Below are 14,157 nucleotides of genomic sequence, written 5' to 3' on the forward strand. Positions count from 1 at the left end.
GTTAGCCTGGGCGGATGCAGACGGGGCAGAACATCCGCACGGACTCGGGGTCGTCGTGGTTCTTCGACGCCGGACGGATCGCCCTCGACTTCGCGCACACCGGCGGGTTCGCCGACGACCCCGACGGACGACGCCCCCGCGCTCAGCTCGGTGAACTCCTCGTCACGCCGGCCGACCTCGACGAGTGGTTGAGCGACCACACCGAACCGATCGACGTCGGCGCGAGCGCCCGCGAGCTGCAGGACGCCCGCGAACTCCGCGCCGCCATCGGCCGTCTCGCGGTCGCGGCGGCGCCCGCGCCGGCGTCCACGGCTGCCGAGCGCACCGCGGTCGCCGCCGGCCTGCGTGCCGGGACCGGCCGCACGCGCCCCGCGCCAGACGACATCGACACCGTCAACCTGTTCGCCGCCCTGCCGGACGTGCCCCCGAGCCTCCCGGGTGGCCGTCGCCGGGCCGGAGCGAACCGTGTGCGGCTCGCACAGGCGCTCTCGAGCGTCGCTCGCGACGCCGTCGCCCTGTTCACCGAGGTCGGGTTCGACGACGTGGAGGCCGACGGCCGGCCGACCCGCCTCAGCCGCTGCTCGGCGCCGGACTGCGGGCTCGTGTTCTACGACTCGTCCCGCGGCGGCACGCGCCGGTGGTGCGCGATGCAGCGCTGCGGGAACCGCGCGAAGGTGCGCGCGCACCGCGCTCGGCGCGCCGCCGCCTGACCTGCGGGTCGGCGAGCGCGTCGAACGTCACCGACCCCGAACGACAGAACCGTTGTCGTACGACAACGATGCTGTCGCAACCCCGCGCGTGCAACTGTTGCGGCCGCGTGGGAGCGACACGACCGTTGTCGTACGACAGCGACTCTGTCGTTCCGAGTCGACAACCGGAACGGCGCGCGCCTACTCCGCGCGCCAGGTGATCGTCGAGTCGCCCTCGGGGGCCTCGTCCACGGGCGCTGCACGCATGTAGCTCACCGCGTCGACGGTGGAGTCCTTCGGCGCCAGCAGCACGGCGCAGACGTCCGCGGTGCCGGTGCCCGTCAGCGCCGACGTGATCGCCTTCCGGTCGAACGGGCACGCCTCCTGCAGGACGTCGTTCCGGTCGCTCGCGGCGAGCTCCGGCCCGGCCTGCAGCTTGTCGGCCGCGCGGAGCCCCCACGCGTCGTTCGTCAGGTCTCCGACCGCGTCCGGGTCGAACGCACCGGACACCCGCTTGACGGTGAAGTGCGCGAGGTACGCGTCGTCGCCCTTCGGGTTCAGCCCGAACTGGTCCATCGCGGCCGCGGTGACCCGCTCGACCTTCGTGGCGCGGATGTCGAGCTGCCCGTGGAACGCGGAGCCGTTGAGCTTCGTCGTCACGGAGTCACCCATGTCGTGGCCGCCCTGCGCGCACCCGCTGAGCACCGCGGCGGCGGCGATGGCGAGCACGCTCGCCGTGGTCAGTCGTCGTCTGGTCCCCTGCATGGTCGCCACGGTACGGACCCGGGAGGCTCGGGGCACGTCGTCGAAGCAACCTCGCGTCCGGCGCGGGTCGGGACGGGCGCCGTCAGCAGTCGGTGACGACGTGGTCGGGATCGCCGAGGTCCTGGGACTTCCCCCAGTCGGCGAAGGAGAGCTCGACGGTTCCGGTGGTGTCCGATGCCCGGAACGAGTACGGCACGGGCTCCCCCACGGCGGAGACGACGAGCGACCCGATCGGGGAGGACCCGTTCGCGACGACGATCTGCACGCGGGCGTCGTCGCCGGTGCCGGTGACCGCCCCGGGGTGCAGCGTGACGTCGGACCCGGTACCGAGCATGCTCCGCAGCAGGTCGTCGGGCTCGGTGAACGGCGCCAGGTCCCGCACGGTGGCGGAGGTCGCGGGCACGCACACCCGGCCGCTGGTCACCTTCGCGAGACCGGACTGCGCGGCGAACGCGGCGTTTCCGGACACCCACACGTCGTCGGCCCGGCGACGGGCATCGAGGGACACGTCGCCGACGGACAGTCGCAGCGCGGAGTCCTCGGTCGTGCCGCGGTAGTCGATCCGCACGGTCCGGCCGGGCACCGTGTCACCGGACCCCTTCGCGGCGGCGGGGTCCGGCACGAGCTCGGTGACGGTGCCCGTCGCGACGACGGGCTCGGAGCGCATCGCCGCGAGGACGTCCTGCAGTGCGGTCGTCCCGTCGACGGTCTCGATGCCGTTCCTCGTACCGTCCACCGGGGCCTGCCCGCCGAACCCGGTGGCGGTCGGGGTGACCGCGATGTCCGTCGGAGCCTGCCCGGAGCACGCGGTCAGCACGAGCGCCGTCGCGACGACCCCGGCGGCGGCCGACCAGCGCCGCACTCGTGCGTCAGCCCGCATCGCCCACGCAGACCTGCTTCGCGCCCTGCTCCGACAGCGCACCGGCGTCCGTCGGCACGCTCTTGCCCTGGTTGTCGGCGGTCGCGCGGACGACGAAGCACGAGTCGGCGTCGTACAGGCCGGACGACTTCGGGATCCAGACCTCGGTGCCGCGGACCAGCCGGCTGACGTCGACGGGCTTCGTGCCGGGTTCGACGACGAACACCGACCACGCGACGTCGTCGCCCTTCCAGGACACCCGGACGTTCCCGGAGCCGGACTGCACCGCGAGGCCGGACGGCGACGGCGGTCCCTCTGCGGTGACGGCGCGGACGACGAGCACGGCACCGATCACGACGGCGATCAGGGCGAGGGCCGCGGAGACGAGGAACGCCGGGTGCCGCCAGAGCGGGCGGCGGGTGGTCTCGGTGCGCTCGAGCTCGGGCAGGACGCCGATGTCCGACCCCATCGCGCGCTTCGGGGTCTGGCTCTGGACGCCCCACTGCTCGTAGAGCGCCGGCTGCCCCGGGTCCCAGCCGAGCCGGGTGCCCTGCCGCTGCTGGGAGGGCGCGGCCGAGGTCGACGGTGACGGAGCGGACGGCACCGGGACGGAGGGGATCGGCGGGACGACGGGTGGTGACTCGCTCAACGGACCGGTTCCTCCCCAAGACGGTGATGCGGACCCCACGGTGCGGATCGCACGGCAAGCATACGGACGACGACGGCCCCCGCGATCACGCGGGGGCCGTCGGGACGGATCAGAAGGTGAGCGAGCCCTCGATGTCCTTGGCCTTCATGCGGGCCAGCGCGAGGTTCGCCTTCGCCCGGTCCAGCACGAAGTAGATGAAGACCTCGGGGTGGCTCGCCAGCGGGCGGATGATGTGGAACTGCGAGGACAGCGTGATGAGGATGTCGTCGATCGAGTCGGCGAGACCGAGGGACTTCGCGGTCTTGAGCTTCGCGCGCACGACCTCGGTGTTGCCCGCGGCGGCGAGCTCGAGGTCGATGCCGCTGCCGGCGCCGCCGAGCAGCATGCCGGAGCCGCTGTCGACCACGGCCGCGGCCATGGCGCCGTCGACGGAGACGAGTTCGTTGAGGGAGTCGGTGATGGTGGCCATTCGGGTTTCCTTGTCGTTCGGTACCGACGCGCAGGGACGCGCCGGGCCCCGCCGCGGTGGCGAGGAGCTTCGGTGCCGGGCTCGGATCAGGAGCCGGCGGGGACGGGAGCGGGGACCGCGAGCGCCTCGGCGATGCGGGTCGCACAGCGGCGGGACACGGTCAGCGCCTTGCCGAGCATCTCGTCGGTGTCGAACAGGGCGGCGAGCACGATCGTCTGCCCCGGGATGCGCATCTGCACGACGTGCCCGCGCTCGGCGGCGATGATGACGTACTCGCTGGTACCCATCGTGAGCTCGCGGGCGACGGCCTCGCTGAGCGCCTGGATGGAGCTCGCCATGCTGGCGAACCGGGCCCCGTCGGTCGGTGCGGAGGCGCTGTCGGACAGGCGGACGATCTCGAAGCCGTCGTCGCTGAGGAGCGACGCGGTGATCAGCGACGTGGTCATGTCGCGCATCGCGGTGAGCTCGACGCGACCGAGGTCGATGACGACGGGATCCTGGTGGGGGGCGAGTGACATCAGTGCACTTCCTGCGCGGGAGCGGGAGCCGCTGGCGCCATGGCCGCGCGCATCTCGATGTTGGCGACGAGCGTCAACAGGACGGTGGTCATCTGCTCCGGCTCGCGGGGGTCGACGGTGAAGACGGGCACGAGCATCTCGGGGTGCGCCGCGGACAGGGCGTCGGAGAACGCGTCGGTGGAGGTCCCGCCGACGACGTCCGCACGGGTCACCCCGACCACGACACCGCCGCGGTCGTGCAGGTCGCGGAACTCCTCGATGAACTCGAGCATGCTCGCGACCGGGTCGGGTGCGTCGGCGTTCACGAGCACGACGAGCCCACGCGCGCGGTCCTTCAGGATCTGCCACATGAAGTCGAACCGGCGCTGTCCCGGGATGCCGTACAGCCGGACCTTGTCGACGTCGCCGACGGTGATCTCGCCGTAGTCGAGCGCCACCGTCGTGGTCGCCTTGTCCGCCGTCTCGCGGTCGGTGTTCGCGGCCTCGGTCCGGACGACGGGGACCTCGCTGAGCGCCTCGATCGCGGTGGTCTTGCCGGCGCCCATCGGGCCGGCGAACAGGATGACGTGCTCGGCCATCAGCGGGCCAGCCGGTCGAGCAGGCGGCGGAAGAGGCCACCGCGAGCGGGTGCGGCCGTGGCCGTGGCGGTGACGACCGGGCGGTCGAACGCCGGACGGGCCATCGCGACGTCGGGGGCCGTCGACCGGAGGATCCGCATCAGGCTGAAGGCGTTGACCACGCGACGGGCCTCGGCGGGTGCGACGTTCGCCTGCTCGGCGAGCTCGTCGATCGTGAGCGACGCGTACCCGAGCATGGACGTCATCCGCACGTGGTCGGGGGTGTGCGCGAGCGTGGTGAAGTTCGGCCAGCGCTGCAGCCGGTAGGTGTCGTCGCGCTGCAGCCACCAGGCGAGCTCACCGGGGAAGGAGTTGAGGCCGATGTGCCAGAGGAGCGACTGGAGCTCGTTCCCCGGCGTGGTCGTGACGGCGGAGTCCTGTTCGCGGGACTCGCGGCCGACCCGCAGCTCGAGCGGCTCGATCGGCATGTCGGCGAGGTCGGTGGACCACCAGTAGGCGTTCGCGGTGACGTCGATGAGCAGCGGCTCGTGTCCGGCGATCTCGACGCGCAGCACGTCGTCCTGCGCGTCCCACATCGGCCGGAGCGCCATGGCGACCCGGGTCCAGCCGAAGCGCGGCATCGCTCCCGTGTCGTCGGACATGACGGGCACGCGGTCAACGGCCCCGTCCGGCAGTGCGGGCTCCATCGGCGCTGGCTCCATCGGTGGTGTCTCCATCGGTGGTGTCTCCTCCTGGGGCCGGTACCCCCGGCCGTCTCCCCTCGGGAGCCGGTGTGCACCCGTTCGGACCCTCTGATCCAAGCGGTCGGGCGGACGTCCCCGGAAGCCCCCGTCTGGGCGGCACCTGTCGGGGAGGTGCGCGCCGCCTATCATGAGGTCGTGCTCCGGGGGCGTGCGACGACGGCGGGACGAGGGCGGCTGGGTGCCGTGCTCGTGTCCGTCGCGCTCGCTGCGGTCGGCGTCGTCGCACTGACGGGAGGCCCGGCTCCGGCCGCGCAGGCGGCGAACGCCACGCAGCGGGTGGACACAGCGCGGGTCGACACAGCGGCGGCCGGCACAGCGGCGGCCGGCTCGGCCGACTCGACCGGCTCGGCCGGCTCGGCCGACGGGGCGGCAGCGGCGTCGGATCCCGTGCGGGTCGCCGTCCCGTACACCGGCAAGGCCGACGTGGCGCTCGGCGACGGGTGGACGGTCGCCGACTGCGGGCGCGTGAACGTGCCGACGGGCGTCGCGATGGCGTGCTCCGGCGACTCGCTGTCGCTCACGTCGAAGGGCTACCGGACGGACTTCGGGACGGTGCTCATGACCGTGCCGCTGCGTTCCGCGTCGTTCGACCTCGACGTCACGTACCTCGTGTCGCTGGCACCGCCGACCGCCCCGACCCTGGACGGGCAGACCTACGACTACCCCTTCGCCGCGGGGACGACCGCGTCGATCCCGTGGTCGGACCTCGGCGTCCGCTGCGACGGCTGCGCGGCAGGGCCCCGGATGACCGTCGTGTCCACGAAGCCCGCCGGCTTCGTCGCCACGGTGACGAGCACCGGTCTGCTGGTCCGCGGGCCCGAGGACCGGACGGGCACCGCGACCGTGCGGCTCCGCGCGACCGACGACCAGGGACACTCGGGCACCGCGAAGGTGAAGGCGGTGTTCGTGGACCAGGGGAAGTCCGGCATCGCCGCTGACGACGTCGTGCGCCGACTCGGTGCCGACGGCTCCGTGACGATCGACCTGCACGACCTGGCCGACGCGCAGCAGGGCACCGTGACGATCGACGGGTGCGGCACCCCGGTCGCGGGCACCGTCACCTGCGCCGACGACGGCACCGCCACGTATCGTCCGGACGGCACAGCCCGTCCCGACGGGACGATGCGCGCCGCCGACCAGTTCTCCTTCCACGTCCGCACCGCCTCCGGCGACCAGGCGACCGGTACCGTGACCGTGCTCCCACGCGAGGGCACACGGACGGCGGCCACCGCATCCGGGACGGTGGCCACGGACGACGACCGCGGCGTGCGGTACCCGGCCACGGGCCTCCAGGCTGACACCGGGGCGACGACCGCGCACAGCGTCGTCCGCACCCTGCCGTCCGAGGACGACACCGCCGCAGGCGGCGGGTCCACCGGACTCCTCACCCCGCTCACAGCACCACTCGACCGCATCACGAACGGAAACCGATGACGCTCCGGCTCAGCCTGCAGGACGCGACCTTCGTGGTCGACGCGACCGACGTCACGAGCGTCGCCGAGGTGGCGGCCGGACTCGGGGTCGACCCGGCCACCATCGCGCCTGGTGCCGCTCCGGAGACGTCGTTGGCCGACGCCGGGATCCTGAACGGGTCGACGCTCCCCACCCGGGCACCGAGCGAACTGCCCCCTGGGCGACCGCGGCTCGAGGTCGTCGGCGGACCGTTCTCCGGCGAGACCGTGCCGCTGCCCCTCGACGGACCGCTGCGCATCGGCAGCTCCGGCGCCATGGAGCTCTGCGTCGCCGACCCGTTCCTGCGGCCGCACCACGCGACCATCGCGCTCGACCACGGTTCGCCGGAGAGCACCCCCACGCCCGCGATGCCCGGTCCGCTGCGCGCCGTGCTCAGCGTGATGGACGGGGCCGACGGCGTCGTCGTGAACGGCAGGGCCGTCACGGGGACCGCGGACATCGTCCCCGCCGACGTCGTGCAGATCGGCAGCTCGGTGTTCCGCATCGGCATCGAGCCCTACGTCGACGCCGACCTGGCCCCCGACGAGGTCGGCATGCGCGGCTTCAACCGGAGCTCGCGGATCATGCCACCGGCGACCCCGCCGACCGTGGTGCTGCCGGGTGACCAGCCCGACGACGTCGACAAGACCCCGATGCCGTGGCTGTCCGCCGTGATCCCGGTGGTGCTCGGCGTCACGATGGCGTTCGTGTTCGCGCGGCCGATCATGCTCATGATGGCGGCGGCCTCGCCCGTGATGGTCGTCGGCACGTTCCTGACCCAGCGCTCGCGGGCGAAGAAGAAGGGCGTGAAGACGTTCGAGGAGTGGCGGCAGGACATCGCCGACACCCGGGTCCGCATCGCGCAGCTCGTCCGCGAACAGCGCCTCGACTCCTGGTACCGGAGCGTCGACCCCGTGGTGATCCGCGACATCGCCACCCGGCCGCTCGCGCGCCTGTGGGAGCGCCGGAAGCGCGACGCGGACGCCCTGCACGTGCGCGTCGGCGTCGCCGAGGTCCCGCTGCAGGCGAACTTCCAGGGCGGCAAGGCGAAGAACGCCTCACCGCACCACGTCGGCGTCGCGCCGGCTCCGGTGGACGTCGACCTGTCAGCAGGGGTCGTCGGCATCGCGGGGCCGGGCGACGTGACCCGCGCGCTCGTCCGGTCGATGCTCGCCGCCGTCGCCACCCTCCGCTCCCCCCGTGACACCCGCATCGTCGTGGTCTGCGAGGACGAGGACGCCAGCAGGTGGGAGTGGACCCAGTGGCTCCCCCACACGCAGCAGGCCGAGGACGGCGCCTTCGCGCTCATCGGCAACACCGACGACGCCCGACGGGAGCGCATCCGCGAGCTCGCCGCGCTCGTGCAGACCCGCTCGCGTGCGGGTTCCGCCGTCAGCGCGCGCGACTTCGACACCGACGTGGTGCTCGTCGTCGACGGCGCCCGCGAGTACCGCACGCTCCCGGGCATGGTGCAGGTGCTCGAGCAGGGCGCACTCGTCGGCGTGCACGTCGTCGCACTCGACAGCGACCGTGCACGCCTGCCCGAGGAGTCCCGCACCGTCGTGGCCGTCGACGCCGACGACCGCTCGCTCGCCCGGCTGGAATCGGACGCCGAGTACCACGCGTCCGTGCTCCTCGACGGGCTGTCGGTGCCCACCGCCGAGCGCATCGCCCGCAGCCTGTGCTCGATCCGCCACGTCTCCGGCGTCGGCGACGAGGGCATGCTGCCGACGAGCGTCCGCTACGTGGACCTGCTCGGCGTCGACCTCGACGACCCGGCGCCGATCGTCGCCAGGTGGCAGCGCTCGCCGCGTCGGACGCACGTCGTCGTCGGAGCAGGAGCGGACGGCGAGTTCGCGATCGACATCGCCGCGGACGGCCCGCACGCCCTCGTCGCCGGTACGACGGGCTCCGGCAAGTCGGAGTTCCTGCAGGCGCTCGTGGTCTCGCTCGCGATGGCGAACCGCCCGGACGCGCTCAACTTCGTGCTCGTCGACTACAAGGGCGCCTCGGCGTTCGCAGACTGCTCCCGCCTGCCGCACACCGTCGGCATGGTGACGAACCTCGACGCCCGTGAGACCGAGCGCGCCCTGACCTCGCTCGACGCCGAGCTGAAGCGCCGCGAGACGGTGCTGCGCCTGCCGGAGCTCGGCGTGAAGGACGTCGACGCCGCGTGGTCGAAGGACCCGGACGCCGCCGCCCGCAACGGACTCGCGCGGCTGATGATCGTCATCGACGAGTTCGCCGAGCTGAAGACCGAGCACCCGGACTTCATCGACGGACTCGTGCGCATCGCCCGTGTCGGCCGGTCCCTCGGCGTGCACCTCGTCCTCGCGACGCAGCGTCCGTCCGGGGTGATCACGCCCGAGATGCAGTCGAACATCAACCTCCGCGTGGCGCTCCGCGTGACCGACCGCGCCGACTCCACCGACGTGCTCGGCTCCCCCGAGGCGGCGCTCATCAGCCAGGCCACTCCCGGCCGCGGCTTCGTGCGGGCCGGTCTCGGGGCCATGCCCAGCGGGTTCCAGACCGCCCGCGTCGCCGGCATCCGCCAGGGCGTGCAGCGGGTCCAGCGGCAGCTGCCGAAGATCGCCCCCGTGGACTGGGAGGGCGTCGGCTACGCCCCGCGCTTCCCCGTCCGGCGGCACGCGGCAGCGCCCGTCGACCACGACGACACCGACCTCCGCGCGCTCGTCGACGTCGTCACCAGGGCGACCGAGTCGCTCGGCATCCCGAAGAACTCCTCGCCGTGGCTGATGCCGCTGCCGTCGCTCCTGCCCCTGTCGCAGGTCGCGGGCGGAGCGGGTGCCCCGACGACCGTCACGCTCGGCATCGAGGACGTCCCCGGCCAGCAGACCCAGCGCCCGCTGACGTGGGACCTCGAGGCGGGGACGCACCTGATGTTCCTCGGCGGGGCATTGTCCGGCCGGACCACCGCGCTCCGGACCGTCCTCGCGCAGGCCGTCGAGCGGATGAGCCCGAACGACCTGCACCTGTACGTGATCGACCACGGCAACGGCGGGATGCTGCCCCTCGCGCAGGCCCCGCACACCGGCGCCGTCGTCACCCCGCTCGAACCCGCACGACTCCCGCGCCTGATGGACCGGCTGATCGAGGAGCTCGCCCGCCGCCAGGGCGTGCTCTCCCGCGCCGCCGTGGGCACCATCGTCGAGCAGCGCCGGGCGCACCCCGCGGATGCGCTGCCGTACATCGTCGTCGCCGTGGACGGGTGGGACCGTGCCACGAGCTCGATGCAGCCCGAGGACCTGCTGCCGATCCGCGAGCAGATGACCCGGGTCCTCCGCGAAGGACCCGCCGCCGGCATCCGCGTCGTCGTCACCGGAGACAAGACCGTCGCCGCCGACCGGATCGCCGGGTTCATCAGCGACCAGTACGTGCTCCCGATGCGCGACGTGAACGACTACCGCGGCGCCGGGGTGATGGTGCGGGAGCTCCCCGAGACCGTCCCGGCCGGGCGCGTGTTCTTCGGCGCGACCGTCCGCGAGGCCCAGCTCGCCGTCCTCGGCCAGGACGCCTCCGCCGAGGCCCAGGCGGCAGCCCTCCGCGGCACGGTCTCCGCCGCCGTCGAACGGTGGACGGACACCGTCGGGCAGGACCCGTTCCGCGTCGACGCGCTGCCCTCCCGGGTGTCCCTCGCCGAGGCGCAGGACCTCCCCGTCGCGACCGGCCACCCCGCCGACGGCCCCACCGCCGGCGTCGGCGGCGACGAGCTCGCCCGCATCACCCTGGACTGGCCGGCCGCCGGCGGGTTCCAGGTCGTCGGCGAGCGCGGCACCGGCCGGTCCACCGCGCTCACGTCGCTCGCGCACCAGCTCGTCTGGGCAGGACGCCCCGTCATCGCCGTCGCGACGAAGCCCTCGGTCTTCCAGACCTGGGCACGCGAGGCGGACGTCCCGCTCCTCACCGACCCGATGGGCTTCATGGACCTCGGACCCGCGATCGGCCGCTACGAGGACCCCGCCGAACTCATCACCGTGCTCATCGACGACGCCGAACTCGTGTCGAACACGCCGCTCGAGAACTCCCTGATGGGTGACCGCGCGCGCTTCGTGTTCGTCGTCGCGACCAACCCGGACGCGGCCGCGAAGACCTTCAGCGGCCCCTACGGCGAGGTCCGGCGCACCCAGGAGGGCATGATCCTCTCGCCGTCCAGCGCTCTGCAGGGGACCCAGCTGTTCGGGCAAAAGGTGCCGAAGTGGATGGTCGGGCGCCAGCCCGCCGGAGGCGGCGCGATCCACCGCCGCGGCGAGTGGACGCAGGTGCAGGTGCCCGACCCGGCCGCCTGACGGACGTGCGGTGCCCGTGCCGGGTGATCGGAGCCTCCCGTAGGCTGTGACGCTGGAAGCGCGAGACGGGGGATGACGACGGATGGCTGCACGCTGCTCGTACTGCGGAGCCGAGCTCCGGCCGAACAGCATGTTCTGCCTGTCGTGCGGCCAGCTCGCCACCGGTGGACGGCGCTCGACGCCCGCCCCGGTGAGCGACACGTCCGAGGTGCCGCCGCAGCCGTCGGCGTCCGTCCCGCCGCCACCCGCTGCTCCGTCCCGTCCGTCGCCGGGTCCCGCCGACGGACTGGAGGCCCGGATCGCCGCCGCCCCGCCGGTCGCCGCACCCGGTCTGCCGCAGCTGGTCTTCACCACCGGACAGACCCTCGTGGTGCGGGATGGCACCGTGCTGCTCGGTCGGCGGCCGGAGGACATCGCGGCTGCTGAAGGCGCTGCCGCGTTCGCGCTGGACGACCCGGACCGGTCGATGTCGCGGGTGCACGCAGCGGTGGTGTTCGGGGCGTCGGGGTTGCGCGTGGTCGATCGTGGGTCGGGCAACGGCACCGTGCTCCGGCGAGGGGACCGGGAGGACCGGTGCCCGGAGGGGCTGCCCGTGGAGCTCGTCCCGGGGGACGAGCTGTGGTTCGGGTCGGTGGGGGCGCGGGTCCGGTGACGGAAGCCGACCGAGCCTGGGCGCAGTTCTTCGCGGAGGACCGCCGGTTCGAGGTGACGTCAGACGCCGTGGCGTACGCACGGATTCGGCGGAACACGACCCTGTCGGTCCTCGCCGCCGTCATCGCCGGCGGTGTCCTCGCTGGGCTGGCGTTCTGGACCGGGCGTCCGGTCGCGATCGTCCTGGCGTCGATGATGATCGTCGCCGGGATCGTGTTCGTCGTGGTCGTGCTCCGCAAGGCACCAGCGCTCCTCCGACAGCAGGCGGGGCGACCGGCCGCGAGCTACTCCGTCGGGAACGACGGGGTCGGTCTGCCGTTCGTCCACCTGTCGTGGTCGTCCATCCGCGGAGTCTTCCAGGTGGACGAGACCGAGGCCGTCGCAAGGTCCCGGAGGCGGCCGGGCATCCCGGGGCTGGCTGCCCGATGGTCGGCCCACAACGGGCGAGCGACGAAGCACCTCGTCTTCGTCGTCGAGGACGGCACCGCGCTCCGACGCCGCGTTGACCGCCGCTCGCGAGGCATCGTGAAGACCTGGCCGGGCGGGACTGAGCCGTCGTTCGGCACGATCTGGCTCGATCTCGATCCGGTGCTCGCGGACCAGGACGTCGAGCGCCTCGGCACCGCCGCGTCGGTGCAGGCGAGTCACCGCGGGATCGCGACGACCTGGTCACGAGGTTCCGCCGACTATACCGAGTACATGGGGCGTCTGTCGGGGGTGTTCGACGGCCTCGAACGTCCGGCAGTGCCGCCGAGGTCGGTCGGGAACCCGTTCGTCGGAGAACACGAGCGCTAGGCTGATCGGCGCGCGACGGGACCGCGCACTCGATCCGGGGAACCGAGGGGACGACGACGTGGCTGACGCACTCGCCGAACGCTGCACGATGCTGGGTGGGCCGGTGATCGGTCTGATGCAGGCCGTGATGGGCAGCCAGGTCAACGCGATCCGGTTCGTCGAGGTCATCGAGCGCGCGAGGGAGATCCAGCGGATCGTCGCGCGCGGCACCGAGGGGATCGACGACCCCGCGTACACGCGATGGGTCGCGACCGCGCCCGTCGTGCTCGACGAGATCATCGACGGTGCCGAGCACCGCGATCGCGATCGTGTGTGGGCGGCGTTCTCGGACCCGGAACGCGGGATGAACGCGCTGGCCGCCGCGTGCACCGGACAGCCCGGCTGGTAACGAGAGGACGACAGTGGACGACGCCACGAGACAGAGCTGGCAGGCATTCTTCGCGCAGGACGGACGGTTCGACGTCCACTACGACGCAGAACGCTTCCGGAAGATCGCGAGCAGGAACCTCCGAGACGCCGTCGTGCTGATCGCGTTCATCGTCGTGGTACTCGTGCTCGTGCTGCTCTGGGGGCGACTCGGTCCGGTCATCCTCGGCATGCTCCTCTTCGTCGTCGGCGGGATCCTCGCGATCGTCCTGCTGCGGCGTCGACTCTCGCTGCTCCGCCCGGCCGGTGGCGCTCCCGGGCTCCTGCTCGGGGTGTCGAACCTCGGGCTGCACACCCCGCTCGTCCCGCTCATCGACTGGACCAGTGTGCGGGCGGTGTTCGCGGTCGACGAGTCCGCGCGGCTCGCGCAGAAGCGTGGCCAGCGCAACGTCGCGGGCACGGCGGAGGTGTGGGCGGCAGGCAACGGCAAGGCGACCAGGCACCTCTGGTTCCTGCTCGAGGACGCACCCGACCTGCGGTCGCAGGTGGTCGACCAGCGCTGGGCGAAGGGTTTCGAGACCTTCACGAACGTGAACGGTCCGGCGTTCGCGCAGTACATCCTCGACCTCGACACCGTGCTGTCGCACGACGACACGAGGAAGATCATGGCCGCGGTGCTCGTCCAGGCACAGGCACGTGGCATCCACGCCGTGGAGTCGCTCGGCGCGTCGGACTTCGCCGAGTACGCGAGCATGCTGAGCGGTGTCACCGTGGACGGGGTCGTCCCGCCCAAGCCGGAAGGCGTCACGGGGAACCCCTTCGTCACCCGGTAGTTGTCGATGCATCCGCATCGATGGTCGACGGATCCTCACCGCACGGCGTACGCTCCGTTGCAGAGCGCAGCATCCGCTAGGCTGCTGCCGTCTGCCCCTCGGAAGAGGGTCAGGACCAATCGGGGGGTAGGTCGTTCGATCGCCCCAGGACACACGTGTGTTTCTTGGAGGAACCATGGCGGACATCCGCGTCACTTCGGAGTCGCTCTCAGGCGTCTCGAACCAGCTCCAGTCGGGCTCGCAGTCGATCGAGTCGCAGCTGCAGAACCTCAAGTCGCTCGTCGACGGCCTCGTCGGTGGCGACTGGTCGGGTGCCGCGTCCGGCTCGTTCCAGGACCTCTACCAGCAGTGGGACCAGTCGGCAGTTCAGCTGAAGGAGTCCCTCGCCGGCATCAGCCAGCTGCTCTCCCGCGCGGCGCTGTCGTACGAGGAGTCGGAGAACTCGATCTCGGGCACCTTCCGCTGATCGACGGCCACTGACGG

At 72.5% G+C, this 14,157-nt stretch carries 15 protein-coding genes; 8 read left to right on the plus strand and 7 right to left on the minus strand.

Annotated features, from left to right (window positions below; all coding sequences use genetic code 11):
* Positions 1-14: 14 nt before the first annotated feature.
* Complete coding sequence (locus tag QK288_RS01465) at positions 15-710, plus strand: CGNR zinc finger domain-containing protein (protein WP_281266044.1); 696 nt, start codon at positions 15-17, stop codon at positions 708-710.
* 180 nt (positions 711-890) lie between these two features.
* On the opposite strand, the gene QK288_RS01470 is transcribed toward QK288_RS01465, so the two are convergent.
* From QK288_RS01470 to QK288_RS01500, 7 genes are all read right to left on the minus strand, one after another.
* Positions 891-1,454 carry a hypothetical protein gene (locus tag QK288_RS01470; protein ID WP_281266045.1) on the minus strand — a complete coding sequence of 188 codons (564 nt, stop codon included), beginning with the start codon at positions 1,452-1,454 and terminating at the stop codon, positions 891-893.
* 82 nt (positions 1,455-1,536) lie between these two features.
* A complete protein-coding gene (locus tag QK288_RS01475; RefSeq protein WP_281266046.1) occupies positions 1,537-2,334 on the minus strand; it encodes a hypothetical protein in 798 nt (265 codons plus the stop codon).
* Positions 2,324-2,962: a hypothetical protein gene (locus QK288_RS01480; RefSeq protein WP_281266047.1), complete on the minus strand. Its 639-nt coding sequence runs from the start codon at positions 2,960-2,962 to the stop codon at positions 2,324-2,326. The genes QK288_RS01475 and QK288_RS01480 overlap by 11 nt, the downstream gene beginning before the upstream one ends.
* 109 nt (positions 2,963-3,071) lie before the next feature.
* On the minus strand, positions 3,072-3,431 hold the full coding sequence (locus tag QK288_RS01485; protein ID WP_281266048.1) for a hypothetical protein: 360 nt from the start codon (positions 3,429-3,431) through the stop codon (positions 3,072-3,074).
* A gap of 86 nt (positions 3,432-3,517) precedes the next feature.
* The gene (locus QK288_RS01490) at positions 3,518-3,949 is read right to left on the minus strand and encodes a roadblock/LC7 domain-containing protein (protein ID WP_281266049.1); all 432 of its coding nucleotides are present in this window, start codon (positions 3,947-3,949) and stop codon (positions 3,518-3,520) included.
* On the minus strand, positions 3,949-4,527 hold the full coding sequence (locus QK288_RS01495; protein ID WP_281266050.1) for an ATP/GTP-binding protein: 579 nt from the start codon (positions 4,525-4,527) through the stop codon (positions 3,949-3,951). The genes QK288_RS01490 and QK288_RS01495 overlap by 1 nt, the downstream gene beginning before the upstream one ends.
* Positions 4,527-5,243 carry a hypothetical protein gene (locus QK288_RS01500; protein WP_281266051.1) on the minus strand — a complete coding sequence of 239 codons (717 nt, stop codon included), beginning with the start codon at positions 5,241-5,243 and terminating at the stop codon, positions 4,527-4,529. Before QK288_RS01500 ends, QK288_RS01495 begins: the two co-directional genes overlap by 1 nt.
* A gap of 162 nt (positions 5,244-5,405) precedes the next feature.
* On the opposite strand from QK288_RS01500, the gene QK288_RS01505 reads away from it, so the two are divergent.
* From QK288_RS01505 to QK288_RS01535, 7 genes are all read left to right on the plus strand, one after another.
* A complete protein-coding gene (locus tag QK288_RS01505; RefSeq protein WP_281266052.1) occupies positions 5,406-6,704 on the plus strand; it encodes a hypothetical protein in 1,299 nt (432 codons plus the stop codon).
* Positions 6,701-11,029 (plus strand): FtsK/SpoIIIE domain-containing protein, encoded by a 4,329-nt coding sequence (locus QK288_RS01510; protein ID WP_281266053.1) that lies wholly within the window; start codon positions 6,701-6,703, stop codon positions 11,027-11,029. The genes QK288_RS01505 and QK288_RS01510 overlap by 4 nt, the downstream gene beginning before the upstream one ends.
* Before the next feature lie 82 nt (positions 11,030-11,111).
* Positions 11,112-11,681 (plus strand): FHA domain-containing protein, encoded by a 570-nt coding sequence (locus QK288_RS01515; RefSeq protein ID WP_281266054.1) that lies wholly within the window; start codon positions 11,112-11,114, stop codon positions 11,679-11,681.
* Positions 11,678-12,475 (plus strand): hypothetical protein, encoded by a 798-nt coding sequence (locus tag QK288_RS01520; RefSeq protein WP_281266055.1) that lies wholly within the window; start codon positions 11,678-11,680, stop codon positions 12,473-12,475. Before QK288_RS01515 ends, QK288_RS01520 begins: the two co-directional genes overlap by 4 nt.
* A 58-nt stretch (positions 12,476-12,533) precedes the next feature.
* A complete protein-coding gene (locus tag QK288_RS01525; RefSeq protein WP_281266056.1) occupies positions 12,534-12,863 on the plus strand; it encodes a hypothetical protein in 330 nt (109 codons plus the stop codon).
* Positions 12,864-12,876: 13 nt separating this feature from the next.
* Positions 12,877-13,674 (plus strand): hypothetical protein, encoded by a 798-nt coding sequence (locus tag QK288_RS01530; protein ID WP_281266057.1) that lies wholly within the window; start codon positions 12,877-12,879, stop codon positions 13,672-13,674.
* 175 nt (positions 13,675-13,849) lie between these two features.
* Positions 13,850-14,140, plus strand: a complete 291-nt coding sequence (locus QK288_RS01535; RefSeq protein ID WP_071299535.1) for a WXG100 family type VII secretion target — start codon at positions 13,850-13,852, stop codon at positions 14,138-14,140.
* Positions 14,141-14,157 lie beyond the last annotated feature (17 nt).

This window comes from Curtobacterium sp. 9128, from assembly GCF_900086645.1.
In the GTDB taxonomy this organism is placed as follows: domain Bacteria; phylum Actinomycetota; class Actinomycetes; order Actinomycetales; family Microbacteriaceae; genus Curtobacterium.

Excerpts from the sequence above, each read along its gene's own strand:
- QK288_RS01465 (WP_281266044.1), top strand. The coding sequence starts at position 15 with ATGCAGACGGGGCAGAACATCCGCACGGACTCGGGGTCGTCGTGGTTC.
- QK288_RS01475 (WP_281266046.1), bottom strand. The coding sequence starts at position 2,334 with ATGCGGGCTGACGCACGAGTGCGGCGCTGGTCGGCCGCCGCCGGGGTC.
- QK288_RS01510 (WP_281266053.1), top strand. The coding sequence starts at position 6,701 with ATGACGCTCCGGCTCAGCCTGCAGGACGCGACCTTCGTGGTCGACGCG.
- QK288_RS01515 (WP_281266054.1), top strand. The coding sequence starts at position 11,112 with ATGGCTGCACGCTGCTCGTACTGCGGAGCCGAGCTCCGGCCGAACAGC.
- QK288_RS01470 (WP_281266045.1), bottom strand. The coding sequence starts at position 1,454 with ATGCAGGGGACCAGACGACGACTGACCACGGCGAGCGTGCTCGCCATC.
- QK288_RS01485 (WP_281266048.1), bottom strand. The coding sequence starts at position 3,431 with ATGGCCACCATCACCGACTCCCTCAACGAACTCGTCTCCGTCGACGGC.
- QK288_RS01535 (WP_071299535.1), top strand. The coding sequence starts at position 13,850 with ATGGCGGACATCCGCGTCACTTCGGAGTCGCTCTCAGGCGTCTCGAAC.
- QK288_RS01500 (WP_281266051.1), bottom strand. The coding sequence starts at position 5,243 with ATGGAGACACCACCGATGGAGCCAGCGCCGATGGAGCCCGCACTGCCG.
- QK288_RS01495 (WP_281266050.1), bottom strand. The coding sequence starts at position 4,527 with ATGGCCGAGCACGTCATCCTGTTCGCCGGCCCGATGGGCGCCGGCAAG.
- QK288_RS01490 (WP_281266049.1), bottom strand. The coding sequence starts at position 3,949 with ATGTCACTCGCCCCCCACCAGGATCCCGTCGTCATCGACCTCGGTCGC.